Raw genomic sequence first — 25690 nt, 5'->3', positions numbered from 1 at the left:
ACGCTGGAATGTCGAAGGATAAAGGGTTACTATCATTTTAAGAGTAAGTCACTACCAAAATGAGATCCACATGAAAAATCTTTCGGACCAGCCATGCCTCATTGCCCGGAGCCTTGCTCTCGTAGGCGATGCATGGAGCATGCTGATCATGCGCGACGCCCACGCCGGGTCCACGCGGTTCGACGAGTTTCGCAAAAACCTCGGAATTGCGCCGACACCGCTGGCGACACGTTTGGCTGCCATGACGGAAGAAGGACTTCTCGAAAAGCGCCGCTACTCGGAACGCCCACCTCGCGACGAGTATGTCCTCACCGATGCAGGGCGGGACTTTCTCCCGGTCCTTTTCGCGCTCGCGGCGTGGGGCGGAAAGCATCGCGGCGGTGGCGAGTTCACCCGCTTCTTCGATGAAGGCTTGGGCACGGAAATCGAGCCGGTGATGATCGATAGAACCACGGGCGAACCCATCGGGACGCGTCCCATCAAGATAGTGATGCCTGGCTGACGTCGATCTATGGCGATCTTTTCACTTGGTGCTTCCGCATGTCACCGCTTGCTTGAGCGCACGGCGGCCCTCACAAGCACGTCGGTCGAGAGCAGTATCGTGGACACGAGGACTGCGACCGACAGAAGCCCTGCCACTCTCTCCGAATAGCGCACCGTCTCGGTGTCGACCGACGTCGCTGTTGAGTAAAAAAGATGGTCGTCCGGTAAACTGTCGTGCGACAGGATGTGAACCCGTGCACCCGCCGGAAACGGAAATTATTTCCGCGTAGTGGCCATTTCCGGTTCCGATGCCTTGAACGGAATCGAACCGTAAGCACTGTTCGTTGGGAGCAGCATTGCGGCACGATGCCAACTGGTGCGCGGATTTGACCCGTCATCGGGGACTGATCTACTCCCCTTCGGCTCTTACGGCCGGTACGCAACACCAATCATGCGACGCGTGGCAAGAATGCACCCCGCGCTATGTCACCGCGATTCGTTGAACAAAATCCAGAAAAGCCCGCACCTTGGCCGGCGGCATGTGGCGTGACGGATGATAGGCGTAAAGTGGAAACCGCTCGCCCGACCATTCCGTCAGGATCGTCGTGAGCGCCCCGCTCTCAAGCCACTCGTCGAGGCCGATGGCAAAACTCTGGAATATGCCTTGCCCTGCGAGACAGGCCGCGACCGCAGCGGAGGGATCGTCCATGACCAACCGCCCGGCCACCTTGATCTCGATGGCGCCGTTATCCCCCTGGAATTCCCAGGTGAACGGTCGCCCGGTCTGCGGGTCGCGAAAGAGAATACAATCGTGGCGCATCAGGTCGTGGGGCGTGACTGGAACTCCGTGACGTTCGAGATAGCCTGGGGCGGCACAGGTCAGCACCGGTACGTCCAGCAGTTTGCGCGCGATCAGCGAGGATTCGTCCGGCGGGCCAAAACGCACGGCGACATCAGCGCCGCTCATCATCTCTTCGCGGTAGTTGCTGGTCGTCAGATCGAGAGTCAGGGCGGGATAGAGCGCTAGAAACTCACCGATCCTCGGCGCCAGCACCATGCGCGCGAACCAGGGATCGATCGAAACCCTGATCCGCCCGCCGACGAACGCCGCCGAACCGGCTGCTTCGGAGGCCGCCTCCTCCAGCCCGGCCAGCAACGGCATTATCCTGGCATGGAAGCGGGCGCCCTCTTCCGTCAGCGTAACCTTACGCGGGCTGCGGTCGAACAACCTGACGCCGACGCGTTGCTCGAGTCGCGCTACCGCACGACTGACCCCCGATGGCGTGAGGCCGAGAACATCCGCGGCCCGCACGAAATTGCCCGCCTCCATCACCGCCCCGAAAACACCGACCCCGGTCAGCAGCCGCGTGTCGAAACTCATGCACCTCTCCGCCGCAAGGTCGGTCTTCGCCGACCGTCTTCTCATGATGATTGGAAGTCATCTTATCCTTGATTTTAATGCGCGTGAATCATCTTTCTTCATCCCGTAAATAGTTACCTAGCGCCCGGGCGGCGCCAGCGGCATGCCGGAACCGTGGAAATCTCCGGCCTTGCAGAGAAGGACTTCATGCATGAATGCGATCTCACGCAGAAACCTGTTGGCGCGCGGCGGCCTCTTTCTGGCAGCCGGCACCGCCGCTGCAAATACGCCGGCTCATGCGCTGGCAGCCAAACCGCAAGCGCGGTCCGGAAATTTCAAAACGATCGACATGGCGATGGAGCAGGCCGTTCGGGACGGAACAGTGGCAGGGATCGTTGCCTCAGCCGCGGGACCGGACGGCATGATCTACGAAGGGACCTTCGGAAAGGCCAATACAGTGACCGGAGCGACAATGCGCGCCGATACGGTGTTCTGGCTGTTGTCGATGACGAAGGCCTTCACCGCCACGGCCTGCATGCAAATCATCGAGCAGGGTAAGATTGATCCCGAGGACGATGCGGCGAAACATTTGCCGGAACTCGCCAATCCCATGGTGTTGGAGGGTTTCGACGGCGATGGCCAGCCGCGCCTACGCCCGGCCAAGCGGGCCATCAAGGTGCGGCACCTGCTCACCCACACCTCCGGCTATACCTATTCGATCTGGAGCGATGCGCTGACCCGCTATCAGCAGGTTACAGGAATGCCGGACATAGCGACCTGCAAAAACGGTGCTTTCCTGGCACCGCTTGAGTTCGATCCTGGCGATCGCTGGCAATACGGCATCAGCATGGATTGGATCGGAAAGCTGGTGGAGGCGGTCAGCGACCAGTCGCTGGAGGTCTATTTCCGCGAAAACATCTTCGATCCGCTCGGCATGACCGATTCAGGCTTCCTGATCGGCAGCAAGCAGAAGGCCAGGGTCGCCACCTTCCACAACAGGAACGCGGACGGCGGACTGACGCCCGCGCCCTTCGAGATGCCACAACGGCCGGAATTCTTCATGGGCGGCGGCGGCGCCTTCAGCACGCCACGCGACTACATGGCCTTCCTGCGGATGCTGTTGAACGGCGGCTCCCATAAGGGCGTGCGCGTGCTGAAGCCGGAAACGGTCGCGTCGATGATGCGAAACCAAATCGGCGACCTCGACGTGCGCGCCATGACGACGGCCCAACCCGCCTATTCGCAGAGCTTCGACCAGTTTCCCGGTGAACCCCACAAATGGGGATACTCGTTCGACATCAATACGCTGCCCGGTCCGAACGGTCGGTCGGTCGGCAGCATTTCCTGGGCTGGCCTGCTCAACTGCTATTTCTGGCTCGACCCGGCCCGGCAGGTGACCGGCGCCATCTTCACCCAGCTTCTCCCATTCTACGACGAAAAGGTCGTGCAGCTCTACGGCACATTCGAGCGCGGTCTCTACGACGGCCTCGCCTGATCCATTCCCAACCTCAAAACCAGGAGACATATCATGTATGCGATTACAGGAATTACCGGCAAGGTCGGCGGCGCGCTGGCGAGCGCCCTGATCGAAGCCGGAGAACCGGTCCGCGCGGTGCTGCGCGATCCCGCCAAGGCGGAAATCTGGTGCAAGCGCGGTTGCGAAATCGCCTTTGCCGACATGGGCGACGCAACAAAGCTCGCCAATGCGTTCAAGGGCGCCAAGGGCGTCTTCATCCTACCGCCGCCGGACTTCGATCCGGCGCCCGGCTATCCGGAAGCGGCAAAGCAGAATGAGGCGCTGACGACCGCTCTCCTTGCTGCCCGCCCGGAAAGGGTCGTCTGCCTCTCGACCATCGGCGCCGACGCGGAAGTCGACAATCTGTTGAGCCAGCGGACGATGCTGGAAAAAGCCCTCGGCGACCTCGATCTTCACGTCACCTTCCTGCGGCCTGGCTGGTTCATGGAAAATGCGGTCTGGGACGTGGTCGCGGCGCGCGACGAAGGCGTGCTCCACAGCTTCCTCCAGCCTGCCGACAAGACCTTCGCCATGGTGTCGACGCAGGATATCGGCCGGCTTGCTGCAGATCTTATCCGCGAGCAATGGATCGGCAAGCGGGTGGTGGAACTGGAAGGCCCGGCAAGGGTCTCCCCCAACGATCTCGCCAATGCCTTCGCGATAGTGCTCGGGCATCCGGTACGGGTGGAGATCGTCCCGCGGGAACGCTGGGACGGCCTATTCCGTGCCCAGGGTACGCGTCACCCGCAGCCGCGCATGCGTATGCTCGACGGTTTCAACGAAGGCTGGATCGACTTCAAAGCCGCCGGCGGAAACCGTGTCAGGGGCAAGACGTCGCTTGCGCAGGTGATCGAAGCGCTGGTCCGGCAAGCAGCGGCGAGCGAGACCGCGTGAACGCGCCGGGAGAACGGGCGGTGGACGGCTTCTGCCTCTGCCGTCGCGTCCCTCGCAACTCGAAAGGTTTGTTCATGGAAACGATTGAGACTCACGGTGTCGCTATCCCCCGGTTAGGACTGGGGACTTTCAGGATGCCGGGCGATGCCGCCCGACCGGTGATCGAAAGTGCGCTTGAACTCGGCTTTCGCCACATCGATACCGCCGCCATGTACGACAATGAAGCCTCCGTCGGCGCGGCGCTCACGGCCTCCGGCATAAACCGCGCTGACCTCTTCGTCACCACCAAGGTCTGGCACGACAAGCTCTCCCCCGATGCCCTGCGACGGTCCTTCGACACGAGCCTCGGCAAGCTTCGCCTCGACCATATCGATCTCTTCCTCGTGCATTGGCCATCAGCGAAGATGAACATGAGCGCAACGCTCAACGCGATCACCAAACTGAAGGAGGAAGGACTGGCGCGCGCCATCGGCGTCTGCAACTTCAACCTGCCCATGATCCGTTATGCGATCGAGGAAATCGGCGCCCCCATCGCCGTTCATCAAGTGGAATATCATCCGTTCCTGTCGCAGACGCCGATGCTGGATTACCTTCGCCGCAGGGGTATTCCGATGACCGCCTATGCGCCGCTTGCGCAAGGCCGGGCGGCAAAGGATCCCGTTCTCGCTAGGATCGGTGAGAAGCACAGCGCCACCGCAGCCCAGATCGCCATAGCCTGGCTTCTGGATCAGGAAAACGTCATCGCTATCCCCAAAGCCGCTCGCTCCTCCAGCCAGCGAGCCAATCTCGATGCGCTCAACATTCACCTCGACGAGGAGGACCGCGCGGCTATCGCGGCTCTGCCGAAGGACGTACGCTACGTTGATCCACCTTTTGCTCCAGACTGGGAGGCTGCAACGCTCTGAAATGGGGGGGCCTTAATCTCGGGCTACGCTCAGGATACCTCTCGATCTAGCCGAGCAACGTGCGCTGGTTGGAGCCAGGGCTATTGGCAGGAACGACCGAAATGGGGCGCGCATAGCTGCCTAAGCCTTCGCAGCTTGTAATGCTGTCGCCTTGATGAGATTCGCACTTACGACCAATATGTTATAAATTCGGCGAAGTGGTTGGTTAGAAAGAATCTCCCGCCCAATCTTCATGGCCGTGCCGTATGCGGATGACGAATACGCTCCCGTCTTCAATGATGCGGTACACGACAAGGTGAGCCTTGAAAGGATGGATCCTGACAGGAGGAAAAATCTCATGGCGTTCGCGTGCCATTCTTGGGTTGGTGGCAATGAGCTCGAGCAAGGCAAAAAGCTCATCGTGATATTGTCTGGCGACCAGTGCTCCGAAGATGCGGATGCCTTCTTCTGCAATGGAAATAATATCCTCTTCCGCTTGGACAGATAGGCTGAATGGCATTAAGCGCGTCCGCGGCTGATGGCAGCTCGAGAAGTGGCTAAAGCAAACAACTCTTCCGTTGAACGGCTCCCAACTCCGCTTCTGATCCCGTCGTCGACAAATCGCTGCATCTCGGCAATCTTATCCGTACGCGCTTGGTCTCTGCGGATCAGGTCCCGGACATAATCGCTCGCATTCGAGTATCGACCAGTCTTTGCTTGTGCTTATATGCTCAGCGTGGAGGGGTTCGTTCGCGACAAATAGGTTCCATCATCGCTTTACGGCAACACATTTCACCTCAGCGAGGAGCCCCTGGTGCGCGAGCTCAGAGACACCTATCCGGGTCCACGCATAGGTTCCCTTCGGAAACACCTCGTTTTTGACAGTCCGGAACACGTCCATGTGCTTGGACATTTCGACGTGATAGCTTGTCATTTCCACGATGTCATCGAACGTGCATTGAGCGGCTTCGAGGACAATTCGTAAATTGTCCCACATAGCTCTGAATTGCTCTGAAGGATCGCGAATAATATTGAGATCCTTGGTCCGCCCAACTTGGCCGACGACGTAGATTGTGTCTCCGACTTTAACCGCGGGAGCATAGCCGGCTCGGCTGACGATCTCCTGCATCTCGTCGGGTATAATGATCTCTCGATCCATAGTGGTCCTCGCAATCTTTGCTGGTTGCTAGCGGCACTGATACAAGCGTCGCGAAGTTTTAAGCACCGTTGGATGAAAAAGTACAAACGCCAGCGATGTCGGACAGTCCTTGACTTCGCCCGCCGGCACGGCTCTTTCCCGGGCGCCGGTACGTGTCTCAAAAATGCTGCATCACGTCCCGGACGTGACGCAGCTAGCAAGTTGATCGAGACACGCGCCTTTTGCATAATGCATGCCGCCGCTATTTGGCAGCTTTGGCTGCTTCCTCGATAACCTTTGCGACTGCAGCCGCCTGAGAGATGTAGATAGCGTGGCTGCCCTCTACCTCTGTCACCGTTGAACCGGCACGCTTGTACATCCAGCGCTCCAGGTCGGGGTTTATCGTCATATCGTCCTTCGCTACAATTGCGTAGCTGGGCTTCTCGTGCCAAGCTGCGGCCGCAACCGGTGTATCGGTGGCGACGACGGCGACAGGCATTTGCGACCGGGCCATGAACTCGGCTTGATCCTTGGGCAGATCTGCCCCGAAATCCGCAGCGAACTTTGACCGGTCTATAAGAAGGAACCCATCCTTCGACGGCTTAATATCCTTGGTGGGTGACGGCATAGACTGGAGCAATTGTGCTGTGCTTTCACCTTTTTCAGGTTGGAGCGCTGCGACATAAACAAGTGCCTTGACCTTAGGATCATCACCTGCTGCCGTGATGATCGTGCCTCCGTAGCTGTGACCGACGAGAACGACATCTCCGTCCTGCTGATCGACCACGCGCATCGTGGCTGCAATGTCCTGGTCGAGGCTTGTCAGTGGCTGCTGGACAATGCTGACATTGTAGCCGTCGCGGGTCAGGATGTCATAAACGCCGCGCCAGCCCGAACCATCCACGAGCGCGCCATGGACAAGGACGATGTTGCGCGCGTCCGCTAAGGCTGGGGCTGTTACGGCTACGGAAGACAAAAGCGCGGCAACGAGGCAAACGGCCACTTTACTGAAGTTCGACATGGTCGGTAGTTCCTTGAGTTTTGTGCGTGGATTAACTGAGGCTTTGAAATCGCCTGAAGGACATGTCTCTCCTCTATCCAGGGAGAGACGGTGGTGATAGCTTGCGCTTACTGCTTGACGACAATTGGCGCCTTGATCGGCACACGCTCATAGAGGTCGATAATGTCCTGGTTGAGCAGGCGCACACAGCCTGACGAAACGGCCTTGCCAATCGAGCGCCATTGCGGATTGCCGTGCAGACGATAGAGCGTGTCCCGGCCGCCGGCGAAGATGTAGAGCGCTCGCGCACCGAGCGGATTTTTCAGGCCCGGCTCCATGCCACCATTCTCGATCGAATACTTCGCCAGTTCCGGCTGACGCGCGACCATCTCGTTCGGCGGCTTCCAGCGGGGCCATTTCTGACGCCACTTAATGACGCCGTTGCCCTGCCAGGCAAAGCCCTCGCGGCCGATGCCAACACCATAGCGCATCGCGGTCCCACCCGGCTGGACGAGATAGAGGAAGCGGGAGGGGGTGTCGACGACGATGGTGCCGGGCGCCTCGCCAGTTGGGTCGAGGACCTGCTGGCGATAGTAGCGCGAATCAATCTGTTTGTAGGGAACCGCCGGGATCAGAAAGCCGCCATCCTCGATAGGACCGTACATGACAGCCAATTCGGCATCTGTCGGTACAGCTGCGATGTGGACAGGGCCGATCGGATCCGGGAGCGGCGTCGACTGTCGCCCCACCATCCAACCGGTGCCAGCGGTGGAGGCGCACCCCGCCAGAGCGGAGGCCGCAGCCATCGCCGAAAGCGACAGGAGGCTGCGGCGGGATAACGTGGTATCGAAGCTCACGCTCATTTCTCGTCCTGCCACCTGCGCAGATCCGTTTGGTCATGATAGGCCATGCGATCGGGCGTTGTGATAAACTCAATCATCGTGCCCCACGGCGTGCGGCAATAGCAGACCTTGTTTCCGTCCCCTTTTTCGGTTGCGTACGGAATAGCGCGTGGCGCCGTAAGGGGGGTTCCGCCGGCCTTCTCAAAGCGCTCTACCGATGCGTCGATGTCGTCGGTATAGACACCAAAATGCGTAATGCCGAAGTCGCTCGGTGTAACCGGTTGCGCTTGCTTGGGACCGTGCATTTCGAAGAGCTCGATGTCAGGCCCGGTACCGATCTTGACCATCGCCTGCGCACGCACGACCGTTCCGGGGTAAGCACCAGTGGCCCGCTCGAACTCGGGTCCCTGCCTGGCCGGATCCTGCGGCCCGAACGATTGGTAGATCACCTGGCCGCCAAAAGCTTCCACCAGGAACGATTTTGCTGCCTCGATATCGGGCACTGTGATGCCGATGTGATTGACGCCGCGAATTTGAGGTGCAGTCATGACAGTTTTCCTTTCTCGTTGAATCGATGAACGCGATCGGGCTCAATGTGCCCGGATCGCAGAGTTCACTTGGCCTTGAGGAAATCGATGAGAGCAGCGGCCACTTCACCCGGGCGCTCGTCCGCCACATAGTGACTACAGCGGGCAATCGAGCCGCCCGTAACATCTGTGGCGAACTCATTGAGCATCGGGACCATATGAGCACCGAAACGCTGCTCCCCGCCGAGACCTAAAACCGGAATCCGGAGCGGTCGCTTCTTGTATTCCAGCGCGGCCGCATGGTCGGCGGTCAGTGTGCGGTACCATTCCATGCCACCGCGCGTGCGGCCAGGGAGGGCCATTGCTTTCGCGTAGATCTCGATGTCTTCTGGATTGAAGGTGCTGTGATCGTAAAACCGCTCCGCCATGAAGGCCGAAACATAATCATATTCGCGGCCATAAATCAGGCGTTCCGGCAGATCTCGATGAGCATGGAACGCGAAGTGCCAGATCTTTGCCGTCGTCGCCTCCCACTGGCTCCAGCCAGGAAGCGGAACATCGAGGACAGCAAGGTGAGTAACCGAATCTCGATAGATAGCGGCCTGCGGCAATGCGACCATTCCGCCAATGTCATGGCCACACACGGCATAGCGATTATGCCCAAGGGCGAGCATTACTTCGTGCGCGTCGCGCGCCATCGTCGCCTTGTCATAGCCGTCAAGCGGGCAGTCGGAAAAACCCGCACCGCGCAGATCTATCGCCACCACGCTAAAATGTTCGACCAGCAGCGGCATGACGTGGTGCCATTCCCACCAGGTTTCCGGCCAACCGTGAAGCAGGAGGATCGGCGGGCCGGAGCCTCCCGTTACGGCATTGATCTTGATGCCATTGACCGGCACCAGCTGCTGGGCAAACCCTTCCAATGTTGGGATCATAACTCTTTCCCGTCGATGTTGATGTTAAAGAACGATCAGCTCAGGGCTGATCGAAATCGGTCGCGATCGAGATGTCGCGCCAGGTTTCGACATCACGGCGAAACGAAGCCAACTTCCGCTCAGCGATCGAATGCGCTACCGGGCCGAGCGGCAGATGAAGCGGAGCCTCATCCGCATCGACCGCCTTCAGGATCGCTGCAACCGCCTTGTCGGGATCGCCTGCCTGGTTGCCGTTATTGGTTTCGCGATAATGCCTGCGCGAACTTGCGGCGTATTCCGGCATCTCTTTGGCCGCCATCGTGATCGAACGTCCAAGGAAGTCGGTCCGAAATGGCCCAGGCTCGACGATCAGCACTCGGATGCCGAACGGCTTCAGCTCGCCGGAGAGTGCTTCGGAAACCCCTTCAACCGCAAACTTGGCTGCATTGTAATATGCTGCGCCGCCACTGCCCGCGATCCCTGCGCCAGAAGACATGTTGACGATCACTCCGCCCGAACGTCGCAGTGCAGGCAAGGCTGCCCTGGTGGTTTCGATAAGACCGAAAACGTTCACCTCGAACATCGGTCGATATTCTTCGGGCGTGCCCTCCTCGAGCGCCCCAAACAGTCCGTAGCCGGCATTGTTCACCAGCACGTCAAAACCCCCAAATGTCTCGACGGCCTTTGCGACCGCGGTATTGGCCGCCGTCGCATCTGTCACGTCGAGCGGCAAGGTGATCATTCGGCCGTCGAATGGCCGAGCCATTTCTTCGATCGAGTTGACGTTTCGGGCAGTAGCGACAACCTGATCGCCCCGCTGTGCTGCAGCGATCGCGAGCCGTTGTCCAAAGCCGCTCGAGCAGCCTGTGATGAACCAAGTTCTCATGACGTTTCTCCGCTTGTTTTCGAAATTTGACTTGAATCTATATGTTTAGATTTGTACTTGAAGTGACAGTTTTGTATTTTCAATGTTCATTTTTGTAAGGGCTTGGCCGTGGAATGGAGTGACGTAAAAATCTTCCTTGCGGTTGCGCGATCCGGAACGCTCGGCGGCGCTGCACGTGCTATTCACACAAGCCATCCCACCGTAGGCAGACGGCTGCGTGCCCTTGAGGAGGCGATCGGCCACACGCTCTTCCAGCGGACCGCGGACGGTCTCGTGCTGACCGAGGAGGGCCATGGGATCATCGCCCTGGCCGAGCAGATGGAAGAAGGCGCGCTTGCCATGGAGCGCCGGCTCGCCGGGCAGGAGCAAAATCTCAAAGGCAATCTGCGCATCTCATCAGCAGACTGGTTCGGGGCTTATGTCCTGCCTCCCATTTTGGCAGATTTCTCGAAAGCCTACCCCAATGTAGACGTCGAAATCCTGACCGGCACTCGCCTGTTCAACCTCGCCCAAAGGGAGGCCGACGTCGCCTTTCGCATCGTTCCGTTCGGCACTGCAGATGTCATTCAACGGCGGCTCTTCAGGCTCGAATACGACGTCTACATCGCCGAGGAGTCGCCTGACCCTAAATATGGCGACGGGACAGGTTTCCGGCTGATCACCCACGATACTTCGACAGGGCAATTCCCCGACATAGCCTGGCTCACCGAGAGTTTCCCGAACGCGAGACCCGTGCTGCGATCAAACAACCGAAACGTCCAGGCACGAATGTGCAAGCAGGGCGTTGGGATCGCCGTCCTGCCCCGCGTCGTGGGCAATCAGATCCTGGGTATCCGCAGACTGGAACTACCTAAGCCGCCGCCGGCGCGAGACATCTGGATGGGATATCACCGGGACCTGCGACGTCTTCAGCGTCTTCGGGCGTTTATCGCGACCGTCTCGGACCACCTCACAAAAACCGCTGCATGATAAGCCGCCCAAAGAAGATCGATTTTCCACTCCGATCCACGGCTGCGGTAGCACAGGCGCGACAGACAACTTACTTCTTGGCCGCAATCTCCCTATGCCGCTCCACCACAGCACCCACGATCATTGTCATCAGCCGTTCGACAAAGTGCCCACTGAGGCCAACATCACTAGCAATGCTCATCAGTCGATCCAATTGGCGTCGCTCTCGCTCATTATCGATTGCCGGCAACGCCTGCTTAGCCTTCAAGTGGCCGACTTGCTCGGTACAGCGAAAGCGTTCGGCCAGGATATAGAGGAGAGCTGAATCCAGGTTGTCGATGGTCCTCCGATAGGAAGCAAGTTGCCCTGCCGCATCATCTGTCATCATTTGAATATCTTCCAAGCGGTTTCATTGGCGCGAGGTAGCGCTTACGAGATGGGTTGCGTACTGCGGCGCGACAGGGCGATCGACAGCCAAATTGCCGAAACCAGAAAGTAGAATGCCCCGACGGCAGCGTAGCCCGCAACCGTTGAGATAGAAGGTTCCTGCGGCATTTGCGCTTGAAAGATGAAGAGTGCGCCGACCAAAGAGGATTGGCCACCGCTCAAAATCATCGCCCACTGACCTCCACTCGTTCTCCAACGCCGCACGGCAGTTCCAAGCTGCAACAGCCCCGAAAAAATCGCCCATAGACCGAAAGCGCCGAGAACCCAGTTCATGTTCATTGTCAACGCCAGGATCACGGCTATCGTCATAACCGAGCTCGCTGCGACGTTGATCGCTTGGCTCCGGTTGGCGGCAAGACCACCGCTCCTTGCGGCATCGATAACGTTCGCGATTGCATCCCAAGCGGGATAGATGATCAGCAGTGCGGCAGCCACCGCAAAGGAATGCCGTCCGGCAGTCAACGCAGCCGCGACCCACAGCACTGAGAAGGCCGCTCTGGTAAAGTAATACTGCTTGAGCCACTGGTCGTTGCCGCGCGGGGCACGGGAGGTCTGGTTGTTCGACATTGTTTTCTTCCACTTTGTGAACTGTTTGATTGATGGTTCGCGCTAGGGTCGTCAGATGAAGACGACATACTTGCCGAAGAGGGTGTTCTCGTCCCATTCAGTACGGCCGATCCGATGGCCTTCGCCGGAGAGTTTCCCGGCTGACCTCTCGGAACTATCGAGGTCATGCGAGCCGCGTTGAGAGGAAACCTTTGCCCCGCCGCAGTAGGAACCCTTGATGCGCATATTTTCTCGAAGGCATCGCTGATCGCCTCTTGGCGCCTCGCCGCCCATCGGCCGTCAGGATCCGAGAGGATCGAACTGGTTTGGTTGATTTCGACCTGTCGTGAAGGTGCAATTGCTGAAATCGGCATCACTTTCTGGACTTTGCGTCGGCTCATGGATTGTTTTCCTGTGGTTCGCCATTTGTTGGCCTTAGATGCCGGCGTACCATTCGTAGCCGCGATCTTCCCAATAGCCGCCGTTCCCGCCCCACAGGCCGGCGAAGCTGTCGACCAGTTCGATGCGCATGATGTACTTGGCCTGTTTGTACCCCAGTTGCCGCTCGACCCTGAGACGCAAGGGCGCGCCGTGACCGACGCTAAGGTCCTCGCCGTTCATCTCGTAGGCGAGGATGGTTTGCGGATGAACCGCGTCGATGAGATCGATGCTCTCGTAATAGCGGCCGCTTCCGTCGAGCGTCTTTTCGAGCTCGTCGGCACAATGCAGGACGACATATCGCGCCGTCGGCTTGACGCCGGTAAGGCGCAACAGATGGGCGAGCGGAACGCCTCTCCACTTGGCGATGGCGCTCCAGCCTTCGACGCAGTCATGGCGGGTGATCTGGGTGCGGGAAGGAAGCGCCTTCAGATCTATGAGCGAAATCTCTCGAGGCCGATCAACAAGACCGTCGATCTTCAGTCGCCAGTTTGTGAAGTGACCTTCCAACAGTTCCGCATATTCATCGCTGTCGGGAGCACTCGTTCCATTGACACGGAAGGAGGGGGAAATGTCCTTTTCGTCAAACTCGCGCGCCAGTGAATCGCGCCCCTGAAGCAGTCTCTGGGCTTTCATGGTCAGATGCTCAGCTGAGCGAAGGACGTTTGCGACGTCTGCGTTCTGGTCCAAGAGGTCGCAACCCGAGAGAGTAAGGGCGCTGGCCCCGAGCGTGCCGCCGATGAGAAAGCGGCGTCGGGTGAAAAGCTTGCTCATGATTTCTGGCCTTTCTCCTGGATCGCATAGCGTCCGGTGATCATCGAGCGGATGTTGTTCCAAGTCCCGGAAAGGACCACCATTGCCACGTGCACGATGACGAAGATGACAAGCGCCGACGCTGTGATGAAATGGATCGTGCGCGCGGACTGGCGTCCGCCGAAAATATCGACAAGGGACGGCAGAGCGGCATCGACGCCGGGCGACATTGTCAAACCTGTCAGCACCATCAGCGGCAGCAGAACGACAATGACCGCCAGATAGGTGAGCTTTTGAAGCGCGTTGTAGTGTTTGGCCTCCTCCCCTTCCGGAAAGCGGAGCCGAGCGTGGTCGAGGATTTCGCGGCCGAGGTGGCGCGGCGAGATCTCATGGGGCTTTGGCGCGAGATCTTTGCGGAAATGTCCGCTCAGCACGCTGAAGCAGAGATAGACAATGCCGTTGATCACAAACAGCCAGGCGAAGAAGAAATGCCAGCGACGTCCGGCCGCAAGATCCTGGAATGAAGGGATGGTTGCCCAGGAGGGAAAAGCGCGTGAGACTTGTTCGCCGTCAGCCTGAGAAACGCCAAGCACGCCCGTCGTGGGGATCTCCAGCCCGGCAATACGAACGAAACCGCGCGGCTGACCACCGCCATCATCTGAGCCGATTGTCAGGATGGCGGGATCGCCGTTCGCGCCATAATGACCCCAATAAAGCTCCGGGTGGGCATTGAAGATCTGAAGCCCGCTCAAAAGAAGGAAGCCCAGGCAAAGCACGTTCAGCCAGTGCGTAAGCCGAGTCACAACGGAGTGGCGGCGGATAAAGATCGTCCGAGGGTATTGAACATTGTCATTGGAAGCGTCTGCGCTCATCTCAGCGTCTTTCATCTGTGCATTAGCGGCTGCACACCAAGCAGCGTCGATCTGTAGTCACGGGCCGAAGCAGTAAGGCGGCTGCTCCGGCCAGTGACGGCGTGGTCTTCACATGGGTGGAACCACGCCATTCTTGCCGACGACCACCTGATGGGCGATGGGGCCTGTTGCAGTCTTTTCGGCGGTGATGAAGACAACGGCGCCAGGAACGAGATCATCCTTGGTGGCCGCGGCGATGGTCACGACCGGTGTCCCATCCGGAATGGCGATCTTCTTTTCCTTGCCATGATAGGTCACGGTGACAGTCCGGCCATCGACGCCTTTAACGGCATCCGCGACCGTCGCATTGGTCATGCTGCTGTCGGGCTTCAGATCCCAACCGTAGCTCCCCTCGCCTGTGCCTTTCATTGCCGGCGGAAAAATGAGGACCTCAAGCGCACCATCGCCGCCGTCGGCCTTTGGCAATGATGCGATCCCCACAAAATCGCCCGGCTTGATGTCGGTGACCTTTGCGTTGGCAACGCTGGCGACTTTCCAGTCGTTGGCAAGGGCGACGTCGACGGTCTCGCCTTCGCGGGTCTTCACCTTGAGCGTTGACGCCTGGTAGTCGACGATGCTGCCGCGGACATGGATCGGCGCGGCTTTCTTATCTTCGGCAGACGCGGGTGCCGAAAGGACAGTTACAGAAAGGATGCTGGTCAGCCCGAGGGCCAAGGCTGGGAAAGTATTTCTCATTTTTATCTTCCTACTAGTTGGTAGTTTCGATGGACGCGATTGACCCGAGTAGCCTTGCCACGCAGGATTAGTGAGAAACCGTCGGCGTGAGACGATTGAGGGCAGGTTCGAGTATCATTGAGAACACTTCCGGCTTCCCATTGGCTCTCGCCGAAAGCATTGCCCCGTAGACGGTTGCCAGAAATGTTTCGGCTTCGACATGCGGCAGACTGGTAAGGGTCAGTTCGCCCTGCTTGGAACCTCGCTCCATGACCGATGCCAGCCACGAGGAGATGAAGCGAAAAAAGTTCGTCACCTCGGTTGCGACTTCCGTGGGGAGGGATGGCAGTTCACTGGCAAGCATAGCACAGACACAGTAGGGTCTGCTGGCATCCTCAATGCATGCAGCCCAGTGGTTTGCATAAGCCTTGAGGATGTCCAGAGCATTCGGAACCTTCTGCTCAAGGACTGCCACGCTTGCCTGGCCATCCTCCCGATAACGCTTGACCAGCTCACGCACCAGATCGACCTTGCTGGGAAAATGATGATGAATGCTTGCTTTGCGGATACCGACAATCTCCGAGATATCGGCGTAGCTGAAGCCATTGTAGCCGCCGCTTATCAGAAGGTGTCGGGTGGACGCCAGAATGTCGTCCGAGGTGGTCGAAAGATTGCTCATGCAGCCTGTCTACCTTCTAGTAGGCAGATCGTCAACAGCAAATTTTGGGTTTGCGTTAGCCGTCCGTGGAGACAGTCACGCCCTTCCAAGCTCCGATTTCCTGGGTCAGGCGTTCGATCCGCGCCGTTACATGTTTAAGCGCATCGCTGCCAAGGAGAAGTTGCGGCGGGGGATTGTCAGATTCGATGAGGGTCAGCACCGCGTCGGCGAGCTTTTGCGGATTTCCGAGCTGCTTGCCGCTCACGGCCTGACGCGCCTCGCGGATCGGATCAAACAGGGTATCATAGTCAGCAATGGAACGCTCTGTACGGACCATGGAACGGCCTGCCCAGTCCGTCCGAAACGAGCCGGGGCAAAGGGTTGTTACGTGCACACCGAACGGCGCCATTTCCGACCGCATGACCTCTGAAATACCCTGCAACGCGAACTTGCTGCCGCAGTAATAGGCGATGCCGGGCATGGTGATCATGCCGCCCATCGACGTGACGTTGACGATAAAGCCGCTTCGGCGCTCACGGAACCTTGGGAGAAACGCCTTGGCGACTGCAACGGCGCCAAACACGTTCACGTCGAACTGGCGGCGCATCTCCTCGATCGGCGATTCCTCAAGCACACCCTCGTGCCCATATCCGGCGTTGTTGATCAGCACATCGACTGGGCCATGCTCTTCCTCCGCTTGCTGCACCGCGACCGGAATACGATCAAAATCGGTGACGTCGCAAAGGACCGGGTGAAGCGCTGGGAGGTCCTTTAACAACACGTCACGTGATGATTCGGGGCGGATGGTCCCTATGACGGTGTGACCGGCTTCGATTGCGGCAGTGGCGATGGCCAGCCCAAAGCCCGAGTTAGCCCCTGTTATGAAAAACGTTTTGCTCGACATTTCTGAAACTCCTTGATTACCCGTCGATGTGACAGATAATCTGGAGACAACGCGGGTTCGATTGCGAATGCTCTTAGATTTTTGCCAATTCCTATGAACTGTAAAATGCCGCCCTCTACACATGACCAGTCTGCCGCCTTGGCCGGACAACTCGCTCCTCGTCTTGGCTACAACCAGACCGGGCTCGGTAATGTCCGTATCCTACGCACGGAAGCAGTGCTGAATGACATTCCGGTTCTTTATAAGCCGGGCGCCGTGTTCGTATTGCAGGGGAGCAAACACGGAATTCTGGACGGGGAAATCTACCTCTACGACGAGCACCACTATCTTGCCGTTTCGGTGCCCGTTCCCTTTAGGATGACATCTACAGCCAGTGCACGGCGGCCACTGCTCGCGGTCTATTTAGAGTTCGATATGCAGATGGCGGCCGAGATCGCCACGCAGCTCGAAAAACTCGCCGGTCCTGCAAGCGTCAAGCCAAAAGGGCTCTTCTCGAGCAGGATGGACAGCAGTATCGAAGACGTCCTGCTGCGCTTGCTGACGGTGCTCGGCAGTCCGGTTGAAGTCGCCGTCCTTGGAGACTCCATCCTGCGTGAGCTGCATTACCGGGTCATGTCAGGCCCGCAAGGCGGCGCAGTGATCGCCGCCCTGCAGCGGAAAGGGACGTCGGGAAAACTGGTCGAGAGCCTGGCATGGCTGCGCAAAAACTACGGCTCTGAAATCACCGTCGCGGACCTGGCCAGAGGAGTGGGCATGAGCGTTCCTTCCTACCATGTCCATTTCAAGGAGCTGACAGGCTCAAGTCCCATGCAATATGTGAAGGCGATGCGGCTCCATGAAGCGAGACTGATGATCGCCCGCCAGACTGGAACAATTGCAGAGGTGGCGGCGTCAGTGGGCTATGTCAGCCCGGCGCAATTCAGCCGCGACTTCAGACGGCATTTCGGGCGTACCGCATCGGAAGAAGCGAAGTGGGTCCGGCATCACCTGGGCGAACAGGTTTGACCATTGCCCCTCATCGTTCTCACAATCGATCGACCGTCAGAACACAACACGTCATTGTAAAGCAGCTTGAAGGGCGGCTTTGCAATGAATGAGGGTCGTGTCGAAGACGGGAACACCTACGTTATCCTGGTTTAACAGCATACCCACCTCGGTACAGCCAAGGATAAGACAGTCGCAGCCTTTGTCGACCAGACGCTGCGCAATCCGTTCATAGGTCAAGCGGCTCTCCTCGCGAACGATGTCGCGGCACAGCTCTTCATAGATAATGCGATGGGTTTCAGCTCGATCATCAGCTTCAGGGATCGTTGGCGACAGCCCCTGAGCGATGAGGCGGTCGGTGTAGAAGGTCTGCTCCATGGTGAAGGCGGTTGCCATCAAACCCGGTCTCCGGAAACCGCGGTCGAGGATAGCGGTTGCAGTTGCGTCCGCGATGTGCACAAACGGGATCGACACCCCGCCCACGATCTTGTCCGCCACCTTGTGCATGGTGTTTGTCGCCAGGATGAGGAGGTCGGCACCTCCGCGCTGCAGCGCGATAGCATGTTCATTGAGGATGCGGCCCGCCGCTTCCCAATCGGAGGATGCCTGCAATTTTTCGATTTCGTCGAAGTCGACAGACCGTATGAGAAGCTCGGGAGAATGAAGTCCTCCCAGGCTCTCGCGGGTAAGCCTGCAGAGTTCTCGGTAATAAATCTGGGTTGACGTCGCGGACATTCCGCCAAGTATGCCGATGGTCTTCAAATGTTTCTCCATGTTCATACGTTAGGTCTGTTACCGCTCAACGGGCGCTTGAGCAGAAACCAGGCCACCCATATTTGCTACCTTGGTACGATTGCAACTCAGGAAAACCACCACCAACGGAGTGGAGAAATTCCTGGATGATGGCCGCCGCCCGCTTCGCCAAATTTACGCGCACAGTGCAGCGGAGGGAACTCCGCAGCCCATGCGCGCCCAAATTCCGCGTTATCACCTGCAGGACAGAGCAGCGAGGCCCCGCCTCGTATCAATGCTCAGGCACTGATGCCGCCATCGACCAGAATGCCTGAGCCGGTGATGTAGGCTGCACCGGGCCCCGCGAGAAAGGCGACGGCCTCAGCGACTTCTCTGGTTTTACCATATCGAGCAATCGACAGGTTTGGCAGAATGGCGGCTGCAAGCGCGCCATCGGCAGGGTTCATGTCAGTATCAATCGGACCTGGTCGAACCAGATTGACGGTAATTTCCCGAGAGCCCAGCTCACGTGCGAGACCGCGCGTGAAGCTTTCCAGCGCAGACTTGGTCGCGGCATAGACCGCGATCCCCGCGAACGGGACAGCCAGACCCGCATTGCTGCCGGTACTGATGATGCGACCTCCGTTGGGGATGTATTTCAGCGCTGCCTGGGTGATCAGAAAGACGCCGCGAACATTGACGTTCAGCTGAAGATCAATCTCCTCAAGTGGCTGCGTGGAGAAATCACTTGCGAAAAGGACACCGGCATTATTGACGAGAATATCAAGGCCGCCGAGCTCAGCGACAGTTTGTTCGACGGTAGCCATCGCGGCTGCTATGTTCGCGGCATCGGCATGGATGGCGATCGCATTTCGACCCATGGCGCGGATCTTGGCAACGAGAGCTTCCGCTTTCTCGACCGACTTCTCATAGGTGATCGCAACGTCGGCACCATCCTCGGCCAGTTTTAGCGCAATTGCCGCACCGATACCGCGTGCCGCACCGGTGACCAGCGCGCGCTTGCCGGAAAGAGGTAGTGTGGAGATGTTGTTCATGGAGAGTACCTCTGAATGTCTCTGTTTTGCTCTGGAATTTCACGCCGTTTCCGCGCGATCGGCTGATGATGGGCTGCTATGGGGCCGCTCATCGACGCAACGGTTGTGTCGATGTCAGGCTGACGGAAAGCCATCCCGCGACGAGAAGACAAATGGCAATTGCAACGGCTGCAACGCTGTATGCTCGGCCAATGGATTGAACGTCTGTGGCCGACCCCAGGATCGAGAAGAACAATCCGCCAACGATTGCGGCTGCCAACGCACCGCCAATCTGAAACATCGAATTGACCAGACCAGAGGCCAATCCTGACTGCGTCCGGTCCACCCTTTGCACGATGCTCTTCACCAGGTTTGGAAGGGCGATCCCCTGCCCCGCACCGATAAGAAAAAGCGCAGCAAAAAGGAATTGCGGAAGGCCATTCGAAATCAAGGCCGCCGTTCCAAACAACCCTGCAGCTTGCAGCACCATGCCGGCGCCTGCGGAAAATCTTCCGAAGACGCGGAGGATGCGCTCACTTGCAAAAGGACCAAGGACGAAGCCGACGGCCGCAGGAAGGATCGCCAGCCCGGCCTCGAAAGGCGTCAGACCAAGGCCACCCTGCTGATAGACCGAGAATATCAGCCAGAAGGCCGCAAGCGAGTAGAAGAACAATGCAGCCAGTAGCCCGCGCATTAGTCCACGGTTTTGCAGCAGGCTAGGTGCAAGAATCGGATCTCTCCCCGTCGACTCCAGGTGTTTCTCATGCCGCCAGAACAGGAGGAAAAACGGGAGGGACGTTGCAAGCATCAGGATTAGCCAGATCGGCCACCCCTGCTCCCGCCCCTCGATCAGCGGCGCAATCAGCGCAGATAGCGCAATCGCGATCAACAATGCTCCGCCAAGATCCAGTTTGCTTGGGCGCTCAGATCGGGTTTCCCGCAACATGATGAAGGCCGACGGCGCAGCGACCGCGATAACCGGCAGGTTGATGAGGAAGATGGCTCTCCATCCAAGTCCAAGGATATCAAGCGCAATCAACGCACCACCGAGAAACAGACCAACCATCGATGCCACCCCGAATGTCAGGGCATAAAAGCTGAGAGCTTTTGATTTTTCGTGGTCTGGGAAAATCGCATTGATGGAAGCCAAGGCTTGCGGTGCCATGATTGCCGCTGCAAACCCCTGAAGGATACGGCCGGCGACCAACGCGGCTGGAGACCAGGCAAACCCGCATAAGGCAGATGCGGCTGCAAACCCGACCATTCCAGCCAGAAAGACATTTCGTCGACCATAGAGATCTCCAAGCCTGCCCCCAGTGATCAGCATCACAGCATAGGTGGTGGCGTAACCGGAGATAATCAGTTGCATCGTTGACGCAGAGGCCCTGAAATCCTCCCGGATCGAGGGCAGCGCCACATTGACGATGAAGAAGTCGAGCGGTGGCAAAAAGGCGCCGGTCAAAAGGATAACCAGTGCCATCCATCGACGTGGATCGAGTTTGTCATCGGGATTGCTGGTGTCTCTCATAAGTGTCTCCACATCGACCAAAAAATCGATCGACGGTTTGCAATGTTAAGTATTTGGAACTATTTGGTTCCAAATTTGGTTCAGCCAAGTGCCTTCAGTGCCAGTTCGACCATGGCCCTCGTCTCAGCGCGATCCGCTCCTGCCTTGGCGAGGACCCGCATGCCCTGAATCTGACACACGAGGAACCTGGCGAGCGTTCGTTCATCCAGCCCTGGATCGATTTCGCCCAAGGCCTGGGCCCTTATGATCGCCGCCGCATAAAGATCTTGCAACCGTCTGAACAGCCGGGAAATACGTGGTGCGACCTCTTTATCCTCTGGCAGCATTTCGACAGCTGCAAAGACGACAAAGCATCCACGCAGACCTTCCGTTCCCGATGCTTGATCCACTTGTTGAGAAAAAGCGTCTCGAATTGCGGCTTTGGGCGACGGATTGGAATGCAGCGTTTCACCGACCGAGCGAACGGCGTCCTCGATGTAAGCGTCGAGGGCACGCAGATAGACGCCTCGCTTGTCGACGAAAGCCTTATAAAAGCTGCCCCTGGAAAGCTCCATGCCCTCAAGCAGGTCGGGAAGTGATGCATCGTGATATCCACGATCCCAAAATACCTGCATTGCTTTTCGAACTGCTTCATCGAGTTCAAATTCTCGAGGGCGACCAACGGACGCGGATATTTGAGTGCGCTTGACCATGGAGTCAATATGGAACCATTCAGTCCATAATACAAGCGATATTTTCGGAATGTTGCGCCAAGCGTTCGGCACCCAATTTAGTTATAGACGCCGATCGACGGGATAATCCCGAGAGAATTCCCTGACCGCCATCAAAATCGGCATAAGCCCGTGGCCTGCTGAACTCAGCGAGTATTCGACTCGAGGTGGCTGCTCTTGAAAGTCGTGTCGGCTTATGAGGCCGTCATTTTCCAGTTCCCTGAGATGTTGCGTTAGCATCTTCTGGGATATCCCGGGTATGTCTCTCATGAACTGCGATGCCCGCAATGATGGTTCGGCGAACAATCGGAAAAGGATCGGCAGTTTCCAACGTCCTGTGATCATCCGAAGCACCCTACTGACATGAGAGACAGATCCGTCGGCTCCGAGGCATGTCGCCCTGTCCTCGACAGGCACTTTAAAGTGCGTAATTGCCTGTTTCATCAACGAACCTCATATCTGCAGGAGACGATAACACGGATGGAATATCATGGACTTACAACTCCAAAACAAGGTTGCACTGGTCACGGGAAGCAGTAAGGGGATTGGCGAGGGCGTGGCCAGAGGCCTCGCAAAGGAAGGGGCAACCGTTCTTGTCCACGGTCGCGACAGAATGAAAACAGAGGAGGTCGCCCATGATATCATATCCTCTGGAGGTCATGCTTTCGCGGTATTCGGCGATCTGACAGTGCCGGATCAGGTTGATCGTCTGGTTCGTGATTCAAAGGCTGCAGCAGGCTCGATCGACATCCTGTTCAACAATGCCGGCGGATCTGCCCCGGCGGAGGATTGGACCTCGACAAGCTCTGAAACGTGGGCCGCTGTCTATGACAGGAACGTGCTCGCATCTGTGAGGATCATCTCGCTCGTTCTGCCCGCAATGAAAGCGTCGCGGTGGGGTCGGATCATAAACATCTCAAGCCTGGCGGCCCTGATGCCGCCTGCAAGTCGACCGGACTACTCTGCCGCCAAAGCAGCCATGATCGCGATGACGGCGTCGCTCGCAAAAGACGTTGCTGCATACGGCATCACCGCAAACACCGTTTCGCCTGGAACGGTGCATAGCATCAGTTTGGATACCGCATTCCGTAAGAAAGCCATTGAGAGGGGGATGGCCATCGACGCCCCCTGGAATGACATAGAGAGAGAAATCCTGCCAATGTTTGCTCAGGTGCCCCTTGGAAGGGTCGGAACCCTCGAGGAGATTGCGGATGCGATTGCGTTTCTCTCGAGCCCCCGTGCCGGCTATATCACAGGAGCAAACCTCCGACTTGACGGAGGAATGTGGCCAGGGATGTAGCAGGACAACAGAGGGGCGGCGCCAAACCTGTGTGGGTTTCCGGCCTTAGTTCCAGTTTGCCATGACGAACCGGTGGATCTCCGCTTCGAGTTCCTGGTCTTCCGGTGTCCCACCCATGAAGCCACCATGGGGCATGGCTTCAAAGACGTGCAATTCTGTTTCCACGCCAGCTTTTCGCAAGGCTCGATGCATCCTCACCGTGTTCGATAGGAACAGGTCACGCGTGCCGGTCTGCAAAAATGTCGGCGGAAGGCCCGCCAAATCGCCGAAGAGCGGCGATAAATAGGGATTGGAAAGATCAGCACCACGAGCGTAGAGCAGGTTGTTTGATCTGAGCGGGCGCGGCAGAACGAGATCAATTATCTGGTTTGTTTGGAAACTGTCGCCCGATTCGGTGAGGTCAACCTGTGGCGAGAGCAAGACTAATCTGCCGGGCATTGGCATGCCTTCATCTTTCGCCCGCAGCAGCATGGCGGTCGCCAGATTGCCGCCTGCCGATCGACCCAAGATGACCACCTTGTCGGGGGAATGACCAGTCAAGACATGGCGATACGTGGCCAAGCAGTCATCAAGAGCGGCCGGACATGGATGCTCAGGCGGCATCCGGTAATCGACGCCGTAGCATCGAACGACATGCTGGTGCGCCTGGCGACGCGCACTGACGCGGCAGGCCTCACCGCCTCCAAACACCAATGCGCCACCATGCAGGTCGATCAGTGCGCCACGAGCATCAAATTGCCCGTGCGGCGTCGCGACATGGATCGTTGCTTGTTCGACTACGATTGTCTCGACTGTGGACTGCAAACTCCCGGCAAGATCTTTTGCCGCGGCGGCGTAATGCGCATCTACTGCGGCTTTTATATTCATCCAGCCGGAAAAGTCCTCCGGAGAGGGCATTTCATACTGCGCATTGATCGCACTGCCGTCCTTGTCGACCAGGCGCGACAGTGACGCTTGCGCTTCAACGCTAATGGAGTGTGGGGGGTGAATTGTCCGTGAAGGGATGGCTGCGCTGCGTGTGAAATCGCTCATTTCTTGCTCTGTCATTGGTCGAATATCGACATGTCTGTGTTTCGGCATGGAATATTGACGGTTCTGGCGGGGTGGGATGCGGACGAAACTTGGACCACCAGGAGGTAGTTCATGTATTCTTATTCCGACAGACCTCGATCCTAAACCTAAAAATGGCGTCCTAGCCCCTCAACCCCTACAACAATGTGGAGTAGCAATAGCCAGCCGATCACGGTTAGGATATCCGTTCAGAAGAATCGATGGTGAGGCCATGAAATCGGATATCGGACATCTTCCGCAGACGAAGCAGCGCGAACTGGAAAGGGTCGTCCGGATCATCCACGAAGAGTTCGCCGGCATTGTGGAGCGCTCGAAGTCCGAAGCTAAGAAAGACGGGCGGATTTATAAAATCATCCTGTTCGGTTCTTACGCTCGTGGCACCTGGGTGGACGAGCCGCACACGTCTAAAGGCTATCGATCGGATTTCGACATCCTCGTCATCGTCAGCAACAAGGAACTGGCCGAATCCAAATACTGGGACAAGCCCATCGACCGGCTGATGTGGGATAAGGAGATCGAGACACCTGTCGGTCTTATCGCGCATGGCGCCCGCGAGATCAGTAACTTTTTGAATGATGGCCAGGCCTTTTTCGTCGATATCGCTCGCGAGGGTATTGTTCTCTACGAATTCGATGACAGGCCATTGGCTGAGCCAAAGCCGCTCAGCCCTGAAAATGCGCTCAGAGTGGCCGAAGAGCATTTTAGTATCCAGCTTAACAGCGCCAAATTCTTTCGTGAGCTCGCGCTATATTCGATCACCCACAATCAAGCTAATCACGCCGCATTCAATTTCCATCAGGCGGTCGAAACGGCCTACAACTGCTATCTCCTGACACTGACCAACTATTCGCCTGCGTCTCACAACCTTAAATTCCTGCGCGGGCTTTCGGAGGATCGGGATCGCCGCCTTGTCGACATATGGCCGAGGGACCATCAGCGGTTTACCGCATGGTACAACATTCTCAATGAGGCCTACGTCAAAGCGCGCTATTCGAAGCGTTTCGAAATTTCCGAAGAGGCACTCGCCTGGCTTCAGGAGCGAACCGCAGAACTTCACGACCTTATCGAGGCGCTCTGCCGCGAGCACATAAACAAACTGCAGCAGGTAGCGAAGTCCTGACGGCGGTGATGCAACGGCTGCCGGGACCGCTCAACCGCCTGGTTTTGGCCGGTTTCGCTCTTGAAGGGATCTGAACCACCGACCACCTTATTTCTAAGCCAAAGGCCTAGATAGGACATGACCTGAGCTTCAGGTTGAAAAGAGGTTACAGCGCACTTTCTCTCTAATTTCACACACACGAAAACATCATGAATGGTAGCGCGCAGCAATCATGGCCGCGATCCACATTCCCGCTTAGCTGTAGCCGATGTCGCCCAGTACGCGAGTAGCTCTCTGGCGACGGCCGGGGAGGAGGCCGGGTTCTGGCCAGGAATCAGTTCCCGATCGGTCACTATATGTGCCGAGAAAGACACGTCTACCTGACTGAATTGGGCGCCTGCCTAAGTGAGTGCATCCTGCGGATAGAACTTCATCTCGCTGCCACCCAGCCGTCCCTTGGCCATTTCCTCTTCCTGATTACTGAAGACGGTGAATCTGTAGCCTGCAT

The 25690-nt window shown here is 57.8% G+C and carries 30 protein-coding genes and 2 pseudogenes; 8 read left to right on the top strand and 24 right to left on the bottom strand.

Annotated features, from left to right (window positions below; translation table 11 throughout):
• The first annotated feature begins 70 nt into the window (after positions 1-70).
• On the top strand, positions 71-502 hold the full coding sequence (locus ACQZ6D_RS19315; protein ID WP_025591175.1) for a winged helix-turn-helix transcriptional regulator: 432 nt from the start codon (positions 71-73) through the stop codon (positions 500-502).
• Positions 503-964: 462 nt separating this feature from the next.
• Here ACQZ6D_RS19315 and ACQZ6D_RS19310 read toward each other — a convergent pair whose 3' ends face one another.
• Positions 965-1864 (bottom strand): LysR family transcriptional regulator, encoded by a 900-nt coding sequence (locus ACQZ6D_RS19310; RefSeq protein WP_153793623.1) that lies wholly within the window; start codon positions 1862-1864, stop codon positions 965-967.
• Between the two features lie 190 nt (positions 1865-2054).
• On the opposite strand from ACQZ6D_RS19310, the gene ACQZ6D_RS19305 reads away from it, so the two are divergent.
• From ACQZ6D_RS19305 to ACQZ6D_RS19295, 3 genes are all read left to right on the top strand, one after another.
• Complete coding sequence (locus ACQZ6D_RS19305) at positions 2055-3338, top strand: serine hydrolase domain-containing protein (RefSeq protein WP_127966511.1); 1284 nt, start codon at positions 2055-2057, stop codon at positions 3336-3338.
• A gap of 33 nt (positions 3339-3371) precedes the next feature.
• Positions 3372-4253: an NmrA family NAD(P)-binding protein gene (locus ACQZ6D_RS19300; RefSeq protein WP_174041354.1), complete on the top strand. Its 882-nt coding sequence runs from the start codon at positions 3372-3374 to the stop codon at positions 4251-4253.
• Positions 4254-4327: 74 nt separating this feature from the next.
• Entirely contained in the window at positions 4328-5158 is an 831-nt protein-coding gene (locus tag ACQZ6D_RS19295; RefSeq protein WP_127966512.1) for an aldo/keto reductase, read from the top strand.
• Positions 5159-5363: 205 nt separating this feature from the next.
• On the opposite strand, the gene ACQZ6D_RS19290 is transcribed toward ACQZ6D_RS19295, so the two are convergent.
• The 8 genes and pseudogenes from ACQZ6D_RS19290 to ACQZ6D_RS19255 form a co-directional block, all read right to left on the bottom strand.
• Positions 5364-5657, bottom strand: a complete 294-nt coding sequence (locus tag ACQZ6D_RS19290; protein ID WP_174041353.1) for a type II toxin-antitoxin system RelE/ParE family toxin — start codon at positions 5655-5657, stop codon at positions 5364-5366.
• Positions 5657-5860, bottom strand: a pseudogene (locus tag ACQZ6D_RS19285) (ribbon-helix-helix domain-containing protein); the annotation flags it as partial. The gene ACQZ6D_RS19290 and the pseudogene ACQZ6D_RS19285, both read right to left, overlap by 1 nt.
• 46 nt (positions 5861-5906) lie before the next feature.
• The gene (locus ACQZ6D_RS19280) at positions 5907-6296 is read right to left on the bottom strand and encodes a RidA family protein (RefSeq protein ID WP_013637179.1); all 390 of its coding nucleotides are present in this window, start codon (positions 6294-6296) and stop codon (positions 5907-5909) included.
• A gap of 241 nt (positions 6297-6537) precedes the next feature.
• Positions 6538-7296: an alpha/beta fold hydrolase gene (locus ACQZ6D_RS19275; protein WP_153793620.1), complete on the bottom strand. Its 759-nt coding sequence runs from the start codon at positions 7294-7296 to the stop codon at positions 6538-6540.
• Between the two features lie 107 nt (positions 7297-7403).
• Complete coding sequence (locus ACQZ6D_RS19270; RefSeq protein WP_153793619.1) at positions 7404-8138, bottom strand: L,D-transpeptidase; 735 nt, start codon at positions 8136-8138, stop codon at positions 7404-7406.
• Positions 8135-8665, bottom strand: coding sequence for a VOC family protein (locus ACQZ6D_RS19265; RefSeq protein WP_080850527.1), 531 nt, complete (start codon positions 8663-8665; stop codon positions 8135-8137). Before ACQZ6D_RS19265 ends, ACQZ6D_RS19270 begins: the two co-directional genes overlap by 4 nt.
• 65 nt (positions 8666-8730) lie before the next feature.
• Complete coding sequence (locus ACQZ6D_RS19260) at positions 8731-9579, bottom strand: alpha/beta fold hydrolase (RefSeq protein ID WP_153793618.1); 849 nt, start codon at positions 9577-9579, stop codon at positions 8731-8733.
• A gap of 40 nt (positions 9580-9619) precedes the next feature.
• Positions 9620-10444: an oxidoreductase gene (locus ACQZ6D_RS19255; RefSeq protein ID WP_448730234.1), complete on the bottom strand. Its 825-nt coding sequence runs from the start codon at positions 10442-10444 to the stop codon at positions 9620-9622.
• 108 nt (positions 10445-10552) lie between these two features.
• Between ACQZ6D_RS19255 and ACQZ6D_RS19250 the strand changes: the two genes are divergently transcribed.
• On the top strand, positions 10553-11413 hold the full coding sequence (locus ACQZ6D_RS19250; RefSeq protein WP_448730235.1) for a LysR family transcriptional regulator: 861 nt from the start codon (positions 10553-10555) through the stop codon (positions 11411-11413).
• A 70-nt stretch (positions 11414-11483) separates the two neighbouring features.
• Here ACQZ6D_RS19250 and ACQZ6D_RS19245 read toward each other — a convergent pair whose 3' ends face one another.
• From ACQZ6D_RS19245 to ACQZ6D_RS19210, 8 genes are all read right to left on the bottom strand, one after another.
• Positions 11484-11795 (bottom strand): chorismate mutase, encoded by a 312-nt coding sequence (locus tag ACQZ6D_RS19245; protein WP_410118134.1) that lies wholly within the window; start codon positions 11793-11795, stop codon positions 11484-11486.
• Between the two features lie 26 nt (positions 11796-11821).
• Entirely contained in the window at positions 11822-12406 is a 585-nt protein-coding gene (locus ACQZ6D_RS19240; protein ID WP_448730236.1) for a DUF308 domain-containing protein, read from the bottom strand.
• A 51-nt stretch (positions 12407-12457) separates the two neighbouring features.
• Positions 12458-12631, bottom strand: a complete 174-nt coding sequence (locus tag ACQZ6D_RS19235; RefSeq protein WP_236772260.1) for a hypothetical protein — start codon at positions 12629-12631, stop codon at positions 12458-12460.
• Positions 12632-12820: 189 nt separating this feature from the next.
• The gene (locus ACQZ6D_RS19230) at positions 12821-13597 is read right to left on the bottom strand and encodes a molybdopterin-binding protein (protein ID WP_013637168.1); all 777 of its coding nucleotides are present in this window, start codon (positions 13595-13597) and stop codon (positions 12821-12823) included.
• Positions 13594-14448 carry a cytochrome b/b6 domain-containing protein gene (locus ACQZ6D_RS19225; RefSeq protein ID WP_111791015.1) on the bottom strand — a complete coding sequence of 285 codons (855 nt, stop codon included), beginning with the start codon at positions 14446-14448 and terminating at the stop codon, positions 13594-13596. The genes ACQZ6D_RS19230 and ACQZ6D_RS19225 overlap by 4 nt, the downstream gene beginning before the upstream one ends.
• 108 nt (positions 14449-14556) lie before the next feature.
• Positions 14557-15183: a hypothetical protein gene (locus tag ACQZ6D_RS19220; RefSeq protein ID WP_019565595.1), complete on the bottom strand. Its 627-nt coding sequence runs from the start codon at positions 15181-15183 to the stop codon at positions 14557-14559.
• A 67-nt stretch (positions 15184-15250) separates the two neighbouring features.
• Positions 15251-15841: a TetR/AcrR family transcriptional regulator gene (locus ACQZ6D_RS19215; protein ID WP_112154511.1), complete on the bottom strand. Its 591-nt coding sequence runs from the start codon at positions 15839-15841 to the stop codon at positions 15251-15253.
• Positions 15842-15896: 55 nt separating this feature from the next.
• Positions 15897-16724 (bottom strand): oxidoreductase, encoded by an 828-nt coding sequence (locus ACQZ6D_RS19210; protein ID WP_448730237.1) that lies wholly within the window; start codon positions 16722-16724, stop codon positions 15897-15899.
• Between the two features lie 93 nt (positions 16725-16817).
• On the opposite strand from ACQZ6D_RS19210, the gene ACQZ6D_RS19205 reads away from it, so the two are divergent.
• Positions 16818-17729, top strand: coding sequence for an AraC family transcriptional regulator (locus tag ACQZ6D_RS19205; RefSeq protein WP_174041345.1), 912 nt, complete (start codon positions 16818-16820; stop codon positions 17727-17729).
• A gap of 51 nt (positions 17730-17780) precedes the next feature.
• On the opposite strand, the gene ACQZ6D_RS19200 is transcribed toward ACQZ6D_RS19205, so the two are convergent.
• The 5 genes from ACQZ6D_RS19200 to ACQZ6D_RS19180 all read right to left on the bottom strand — a co-directional run bounded on the left by ACQZ6D_RS19200 (position 17781) and on the right by ACQZ6D_RS19180 (position 22156).
• A complete protein-coding gene (locus tag ACQZ6D_RS19200) occupies positions 17781-18470 on the bottom strand; it encodes an aspartate/glutamate racemase family protein (RefSeq protein WP_174046597.1) in 690 nt (229 codons plus the stop codon).
• Between the two features lie 269 nt (positions 18471-18739).
• Complete coding sequence (locus tag ACQZ6D_RS19195; RefSeq protein ID WP_127966517.1) at positions 18740-19495, bottom strand: SDR family oxidoreductase; 756 nt, start codon at positions 19493-19495, stop codon at positions 18740-18742.
• An 88-nt stretch (positions 19496-19583) separates the two neighbouring features.
• Positions 19584-21002, bottom strand: coding sequence for an MFS transporter (locus ACQZ6D_RS19190; RefSeq protein WP_421612096.1), 1419 nt, complete (start codon positions 21000-21002; stop codon positions 19584-19586).
• A gap of 80 nt (positions 21003-21082) precedes the next feature.
• Positions 21083-21694 (bottom strand): TetR/AcrR family transcriptional regulator, encoded by a 612-nt coding sequence (locus ACQZ6D_RS19185; protein ID WP_236775935.1) that lies wholly within the window; start codon positions 21692-21694, stop codon positions 21083-21085.
• A gap of 81 nt (positions 21695-21775) precedes the next feature.
• Positions 21776-22156: a winged helix-turn-helix transcriptional regulator gene (locus ACQZ6D_RS19180; RefSeq protein WP_003519392.1), complete on the bottom strand. Its 381-nt coding sequence runs from the start codon at positions 22154-22156 to the stop codon at positions 21776-21778.
• 46 nt (positions 22157-22202) lie between these two features.
• Here ACQZ6D_RS19180 and ACQZ6D_RS19175 point away from each other — a divergent pair, with 46 nt between their 5' ends.
• Positions 22203-23012 carry an SDR family NAD(P)-dependent oxidoreductase gene (locus tag ACQZ6D_RS19175; protein ID WP_448730238.1) on the top strand — a complete coding sequence of 270 codons (810 nt, stop codon included), beginning with the start codon at positions 22203-22205 and terminating at the stop codon, positions 23010-23012.
• Between the two features lie 45 nt (positions 23013-23057).
• On the opposite strand, the gene ACQZ6D_RS19170 is transcribed toward ACQZ6D_RS19175, so the two are convergent.
• Positions 23058-24059, bottom strand: a complete 1002-nt coding sequence (locus tag ACQZ6D_RS19170) for an alpha/beta hydrolase (RefSeq protein WP_448730239.1) — start codon at positions 24057-24059, stop codon at positions 23058-23060.
• Between the two features lie 235 nt (positions 24060-24294).
• Between ACQZ6D_RS19170 and ACQZ6D_RS19165 the strand changes: the two genes are divergently transcribed.
• Entirely contained in the window at positions 24295-25203 is a 909-nt protein-coding gene (locus ACQZ6D_RS19165) for a nucleotidyltransferase and HEPN domain-containing protein (RefSeq protein ID WP_111791026.1), read from the top strand.
• A gap of 209 nt (positions 25204-25412) precedes the next feature.
• Here the strand turns inward: ACQZ6D_RS19165 and ACQZ6D_RS19160 are convergent.
• A pseudogene (locus ACQZ6D_RS19160) lies at positions 25413-25688 on the bottom strand (hypothetical protein); the annotation flags it as partial.
• Between the last annotated feature and the right edge of the window lie 2 nt (positions 25689-25690).

It is taken from the genome of Agrobacterium sp. 22-3639C2 (genome assembly GCF_053522105.1).
Note: the sequence above shows the minus strand (reverse complement) of the source record. Positions and strands in the feature narration are given on the sequence as shown.